At 65.5% G+C, this 6,940-nt stretch carries 6 protein-coding genes; 2 read left to right on the top strand and 4 right to left on the bottom strand.

The features are described 5' to 3' along the window. Positions 1 to 826, top strand: an 826-nt coding sequence (locus NP3_RS17485; protein ID WP_218024868.1) for an alpha/beta fold hydrolase, incomplete at its 5' end; no start/stop codon positions are given. Between the two features lie 66 nt (positions 827 to 892). On the opposite strand, the gene NP3_RS17480 is transcribed toward NP3_RS17485, so the two are convergent. The 3 genes from NP3_RS17480 to NP3_RS17470 are packed head-to-tail and all read right to left on the bottom strand — an operon-like array spanning position 893 to position 4,445. Beyond that, positions 893 to 2,170 (bottom strand): KamA family radical SAM protein, encoded by a 1,278-nt coding sequence (locus NP3_RS17480; RefSeq protein ID WP_245720986.1) that lies wholly within the window; start codon positions 2,168 to 2,170, stop codon positions 893 to 895. Beyond that, on the bottom strand, positions 2,167 to 3,414 hold the full coding sequence (locus NP3_RS17475; RefSeq protein WP_063042597.1) for an MFS transporter: 1,248 nt from the start codon (positions 3,412 to 3,414) through the stop codon (positions 2,167 to 2,169). The genes NP3_RS17480 and NP3_RS17475 overlap by 4 nt, the downstream gene beginning before the upstream one ends. Then, complete coding sequence (locus NP3_RS17470; RefSeq protein ID WP_063042595.1) at positions 3,402 to 4,445, bottom strand: GNAT family N-acetyltransferase; 1,044 nt, start codon at positions 4,443 to 4,445, stop codon at positions 3,402 to 3,404. The genes NP3_RS17475 and NP3_RS17470 overlap by 13 nt, the downstream gene beginning before the upstream one ends. A 253-nt stretch (positions 4,446 to 4,698) precedes the next feature. Between NP3_RS17470 and NP3_RS17465 the strand changes: the two genes are divergently transcribed. Next, positions 4,699 to 6,360: a cutinase family protein gene (locus tag NP3_RS17465; protein ID WP_063042593.1), complete on the top strand. Its 1,662-nt coding sequence runs from the start codon at positions 4,699 to 4,701 to the stop codon at positions 6,358 to 6,360. Positions 6,361 to 6,459: 99 nt separating this feature from the next. On the opposite strand, the gene NP3_RS17460 is transcribed toward NP3_RS17465, so the two are convergent. Further along, the gene (locus tag NP3_RS17460; RefSeq protein ID WP_063042591.1) at positions 6,460 to 6,876 is read right to left on the bottom strand and encodes a DoxX family protein; all 417 of its coding nucleotides are present in this window, start codon (positions 6,874 to 6,876) and stop codon (positions 6,460 to 6,462) included. Between the last annotated feature and the right edge of the window lie 64 nt (positions 6,877 to 6,940).

Raw genomic sequence — 6,940 nt, 5'->3', positions numbered from 1 at the left:
CCGGTACCCCACGGACTCGGCACACGAACTCGCCCGCAGGCATGGCCTCGATATGCCCGACACCACACGCACGATCCTGCGCTGGGCCGACTATCTCGCCGCGCATCGGTTCGGGACTGCGCCAACCGGCAGTGCCGCACGGACTTTCGATGAATACGCCGGTGTCCGTACGTTCCGGATCGGCGAGCCCGACGCGCCCACCGTGATACTGCCCGGCCTGCCGGTCAATGCCGACACCTGGGCTCCGGTCGCCGCGGCCATCGGCCACGCCCAGGTGCTGGACCTGCCCGGTCTCGGGATGTCCGCGGGCGGTCGAGGCGACTGGCGCGCATTGCTCGAGGCATTGCTCGAACGATCACCCGGCGCGCACCTGGTCGGACACTCCATCGGCGCCGCCGCGGTGGTCGAGGCCGCGGCCGCGCATCCGGACAAGGTCGGATCGATCACGCTGGTCGCCCCGTTCTTTCTCCAGCCGAGCGCGGGGCTTTCGACACGGGTCACGCCCCTGACCCGCTGGTATCTGCGTCGGATCAGCCCGGAGGCCTTGTCCGAAAAGCTCACCGGCTCGACCGACCACGCGGCTGTTCTGCAATCGAGCGTCCAGGATCTGCGTCGCGCGAAGGTCGCGGCCAACGTCGCCACACTGTTCGCCGCTACGACGAACGCACGCTGGCGCAGCGAGCTCGCCGACAAGCTCGCGCAATATCCCGGACCGGTGCACGTGATCACCGGAAGCGCGGACCCGCTCGATCCGGTCCTGCTCGAATCACTCTCGCCCCGAATCGAACCAGCACCATTGACGGAGCTGCCCATCATCCACAATTGACTCACCCCGATGAGTCGGCGCGTGCTATTACCGGAGCGGAGACGGTTCATTTCAAGCGATGAGCCCCTAGTACTCCACTGCGGCCCCCGGAAAGTGCGTACCCAGGGCCGGAGTCAGCTCGTCGAACCAACGGGCAGTCGGGTCGTATCGGGCCAAGAATTGGCGGCCCACATCGGCCGGATTTCGGGCTTGCAGTAGGCGGAGGGCAAAAACCTTGACGCCCATGACGGTTATGATGCCGTCGATGAGGACCTTGCCGGGGTGGGCGGACATGACCGGTCCCCGGGCACTGCGCGCCAAGCCCGACACGCTGCGAATGGCATCAGTGTAGATGTCATGGGCGCGGGCCAAAGGCACTTCGAAGTAGTTGCGGGCACCGGTATCTCGCTCGACGAACATGTAGTACGGGATCACCCCGAGTCCGACCAACTGCTGCCACATATCCGCCCAGACCCGGGCGTCATCGTTGACATGCGCGACCAGCGGCGCCTGCGCCCGGATCACCGCACCGGTGCTCCGAATCCGGGAAATGGCCTGCCGCACCGCGGGGGTCGACAGCTCCTGTGGATGCGAGAAGTGCGCCATCACGGCGACGTGTCGACCGGTGTCCGCGCACTGCTCGAACAGACGCAGCAGATCGTCGGCGTCGTCGTCCTCGATGAATCGCGCGGGCCAGTACGACAGCGCCTTGGTACCGAAACGCAGCGTGCGGATATGGTTCAGCCCAGGTTCCGATATCGGCTCGACCCAACGGCGCAGGACCGCCGTCTTCATGATCAGCGGGTCACCACCGGTGAACAGCACATCGGTGACCTCGGGATGCGCGCGCAGGTAGGCGACCATGGTCGCCGGATCCGACAGCGCCTGGCGGGTTTCGGAGCCGACGAACTGAGCCCAGCGGAAGCAGTAGCCGCAGTAGGCATGACAGGTCTGCCCCTGGGACGGAAAAACCAGCACCGTCTCGCGATACTTGTGTTGCAGGCCGAGCACCGGCTTACCTCGCAGCACAGGAACATTGGCCTCGATTTGGCCCCCGGGGTGCGGGTTGAGCAGTCGACGGGCCTGTGCGCCTGCCTTGGCGAGCACCTCCCGGGTGGCGCCCGCGTCGTATAGTTCGGCGACGCCGGAGAAGACATCGGGCGGCAACATATCCCGATGCGGGAAGGTGAGCCGGAAGATCGGGTCGTCCGGCGCGGCCGACCAATCGATCAATTCGCGCTCGACGTAGTCGTTGACGCGGAACGGCAGTACCGCGGAAACGATCCGTAGCTCACGGAGATAGTCGTCGGAAAGGCCACGGGCGCCTGCCAATTCGGCCAGGCGCTCGCCGGTGTAGAGTTTCATGCGGTCACCAATTCTTCATCGCTGCGGTGGAGTGGAATGCCGCGGTGGCGGCGCAAACCGGTCGCCCAGACGACCGGTGCCGACACCCCGATGAGCGCCGCGGCCGCAAGAAACACCGGGCGCGGATTATTGCCGTCGAGCTGGGTGAGCAGTCCGGCCAGGACCACACCCACCGGCCCGGCCGCGAAGACGACCGAGCGGGTCGTACTGGTGACCCGCCCGAGCAGCTCGCGCGGGACCGTCTGTTGGCGCAGCGTCCGGATCACGATGCTCGCCAGCACATCAGCCCACACCAGCACCGCGTTGCTCGCGGCGAGCCACCAGATGCCGGGCGCGATTCCCGCGACGGCCAGGGCGACACCGATCAGCAGCACACCCAGCACACACACCGGGACTGGGCGATAGCGGGCGGCGACGGTGGAAGCCATTGCCGCGCCTAGGATTCCGCCGACACCACCGCCCGCGGCCACAACACCGACCAGACCGGGCGACGCACCGAAGACATCGCGGGCGAAGAAGACGATCAGTGTCGTCGCCGCCAGGCAGAGATTCGTGATCAGCTGCAATACCGCAAGCGAGCTCATGATCGAGGACGACGCGAGATACCGTAACCCCGCCCGGAATTCGGCTCGGAGCCGATGCCGCCGCTCGCCAGAGCGAATCCGCTGCGGCACACTGCGATACGTCCCCATCAGCGTCGCGAGCGACACCATGAACGTAACCGCGTCGATCAGCAGCGCCGCACCCGAACCCGCCGTGGCCGCCAGCAATCCGACCACCGCGGGACCGACTACCAAGGACGCCTGACTCGCGGTTTCGAGAAACGAGTTGGTGCGCAACAGTTCTCGATCACGGTAGATATCACGCACCACTACCGTCAGCGCTGTCTCGAAGAACACTCCGGCCGCTCCCGCGATGAATGCGAGCGCGAGAATGACAGGGACCAAACCGGTTCCGGTGATCGCCATGCCGAACAGGCCAAGGAAAATCGCCGCCCGCACCGCGTCGGCCGCGATGAGCACATGCCAGGGATCGGTCCGATCGACCAGCGGTCCGGCCGGAAACCCGGCCAGCAGGTAGCCCACCATGCGGGGTGCGGCGGCCAGCGCCACTGCCGTCGGATTGTGGGTGAGATGCACCACCAGCAGTGGAATCGCCAGTACAGCCAGCCCGTCACCGAACAGCGAGACGATCTGACCGGGTATGAACAGCCGACCAACCGTGGGACGGTTCAGAGCGTCCATGTGTAGCCCGCCAGCTGTTCCAGCCGACAGCCGAACGAGATCTTCTCCTGCCACTTCAAAGTGCCGTAGTCGATCTCGTTGATACCCCGCCGCAGTGCCGCCGCCACCAACTCGTAGAACAGCATCACGAAATAGGTGCCGTATACATCCGGCTCGTGGCCGCACCAGAGCACACGCAACGAATCACCGTGACGCAGCGACAGGGTGAAACCGACGACTCGGCCATCGCGACGAACCGTGGTGACCACCCGATCTTCGGGCTGATAGTTCCGGATCATCCGATCGAGCGTCGCAGCCTGGGTGGCACGGTCGGCGGCGGAGTCGTACTTGCGCAACAACCCCAAGCGCAATTCCAATACCTCGTCGCGGACCTTGCTCAGCTCGTCCTCGCCGAGCACCATGCCGTTCTCGTCGATCCGGCGCAGCAGCCGCCGCAGATCCCGACCCCGCTGCCGCGTCAACCGGCCCAGGTACTCGTCCAGATCCGCGAAATCCACCGGCCGGACGCAGGTCGGATACAACTGGACCGGCCGCGCCCCGAATTCGGTGAGCGCTTGCCGCAGAATGCGTTGCCGCTCAGGGACATACAGGAACGACACCGACCGGATGCCGTGCCGCCGCGCCCAGTCGTGCACGGCCTCCACGGTGCGCCCCAGCACGGCCGGATCGGCGGCGCCCGGCCCGGCGGGCGCGTAGGTGTAGCCGGGCAATACGAAAAGCAGGGCTGGGTACAGCGTCTCGGGCTCGAATGCCGAGAGCGGAACCGATCGCGGCTCGAACGCCGGGATTTCACCCCGCAGCACCGCGCCGATGTCGTAGCGAGGTTCCGCGGGTGCAGTTTCCAACAGCCGGGCATGCAATCCGACCTGCGGGCTGCCGTCGACACTGCCGATCAGCCAGCGCGGCTGCCCCGGCAGCAAAGGCCCCATGGTCTCGAGCCATCGGCCGGACACGGCGAAATCCGTGGTCGCGGCCGTCAGCGTCACCCATTCCGGCGGACAGTTATCGGGCCCCCTGAGTTCCACACGCATTGCTCACCTGCAGATTCCCGATGAGTGAGCGGATCGGCGCTGACACCGCGGAAGCACCACATCGATCATGCCGTTAACTGACGTAACTATATCAAGTGTGCCGTTGAACAGTGACATATACAACTTGGCTCGAGCGTAATTTTTTGTCGCCCCGCGTAACGATTCGGCCCTCGAGTCCGACGTCCTTCAAGACACACGGCCTGTCGGGGGGCCTGTCCGTCCACTTGTCGGTTTTTGGATTGGGGAACGGGACATGGCTCTTCGGGAGTTTTTCGCGCGCCATCGCATGGCTTCGGCCATCGTCGCGCCCGCGTCATTGGGAGTGGTAGCGATTGTCGCCGCCTCGATGGCGCTGACATCGACGCACGAAACCGTCGATACGCGCCTGCGGGCATCCGTGACGGAGTGCCACGACATGGTCACCATTTCGGTCGCCGGGCGTCGGGATACGCCCGACGCCGCGACCACGAAAATGCTGGTCGGGGCCAATGGTGAGGAGTTGCCCGCCGCGCTGTCTGGTGATCACAGCAGCGAATGGGTCGATCCGGTCGTCAACGCACCGGCCGACGATGTCGATCCCGGCTCGTATGCCGCTGTCTATATCGCCTATCCGGCGAATATGGACACCTACGAGGACGCCGTCAACGCGGGTGTCGCGAATACCGAACAGGTGATGCGGGAAATCTCGCAGGCCTGCCCGGACACCAAGTTCTCGATCGTCGGCTACAGCGAGGGCGCCGATGTGGTGCGCCGCGTCGCTATGACAATCGGACATCAGAGCGCCGATCAGGATGGTGGCTACGGCATCGTCGATCCGGCCGATGTCGTCGGCGTCGTCATCCTCGCCGATGCCGGACGTTCGGCGGGCGACGGTCCGTTCCCGGGTTCGAAGGATCCGTACAGCAACCCCGATGGGTTCGACCAGAAGTATCAGAACGGCACGAAAGCCACGTCGGGCCAGGGCGCGCTGCCCGGTACCAGCGGTGACTTCGGTGCGCTGAACGGCAAGATCGCGTCGTTCTGCTCCGATGGCGACCTCACGTGCTCGGCGCCGCAGAACATTTCGCTGCTGCAGTTGGTGGTGAATGTGGGTCGCCAGTTGAATGTCGATGCACTGGAACGCGACGGGCTCACCCCCGCGACCGGACAGGACGTCGCCGTTGTCCTCGGCCGAATCGCGCTGGCGGCATTCGCGGATATCCAGTCGCAGCCGAACTGGATGCAGAGCGATGAGACGTTTCTGCAAGTGCTGCTGAGGGTTTCGGATCCGGAATACAAGCCGGGACAGACGTCGCAGACTCCGGCCAAGGCGGATGCGATCTCGGCCAATCAGATGTCGCCGCTGGCCTATCTGCCGCAAAAGGTGTTCAACGAAATCATCGGTCTCATCGTGACGAACCAGAACACCATCCCGGTGATCATGAGCGACCCGTACCAGCAGACGCTCGGCCCCAATGCGACCGGTCACCACTTCGACTATTGGCGCGACGCCGACCCGAACAACGGTAAGCCGCTGACCTCCGCCGAGTACGCGGCCGCCTGGCTCACCCATCTGGCGAAGCAGGCCCAGGCGGGCCAGCCGGTCGACCCGACCGCCAAGCCGGAGTCGGCCGATCTCGCCGCCGCCTACCAGGCAGCGACCTCGACGACCAAGACGCCCGAACCGAGCAAGACCACGACCACGACCACGTCACCGACGACCACCACGGCCGCCCCCACGAAGACGGAAGTCAGCAGCCAGCCGACGACGACGACCACCACCACACCGGCGCCGCCGAGCACACCGGCAGTGACGACACCACCGGCTTCGACCACCACGACAACTCAGCCCCCGAAGCCGACCACGACCGAATCCACCACCACGACAACGCAATCCGCGGCACCGACCACCACCAGCGGGTCGAGTCGCCCCTGATCCGCTCAGGAGCGCAGGTCCGCACGGCTGACGCCGTCGCGGGCCTGCACCGACAACTTTTCAACGGTCGAGGCGTCAGATGGGTACCTGCCAGTAGCCCTAGGCGTCTCGATCGAACAGCCGCTTGGTCTCGTCCCGACGCCCCCAGGCGATGAAGACGAATAGCACCAGCAGGATCAGCGGGGTGTAGACCGGCCAGTAGCCGTCGATGACGAACGCGTTGGTATAGGCGGCGCCGATCATCGTGAGGCTCAGGCCGATGGCGGCCAGTCCCGACAGGCGGGGGATGACCAGGCCGATGGCACCGGCCAGCTCGACGACGCCGACGAAGTAGCGGAACCAGTCGCCGACCCCGATCAAATCGAAGCCTTCGACCGCGCTGGACTCGCCGATGAGCTTCGGCGTGGCGGAGGCGAATGCGAAGAACGCGGCAAGCAGGCCCTGCAGCACCCACAGGCTGATGTTGAGGGAACGGCCGGGCCCCGCGCCGACCTCGGCGGTGTTCTCAGCGGTCATGGTATGAGTCCTTCCGAGGACGTGTATCGGTTCTTGCGTCGGTACAGACGAGACCCGATCGCTG

It is taken from the genome of Nocardia pseudovaccinii NBRC 100343 (genome assembly GCF_001613225.1).
GTDB lineage: Bacteria > Actinomycetota > Actinomycetes > Mycobacteriales > Mycobacteriaceae > Nocardia > Nocardia pseudovaccinii.
The sequence above is the reverse complement of the archived record's forward strand: the minus strand, read 5'-3'. Positions and strand labels throughout refer to the sequence as shown.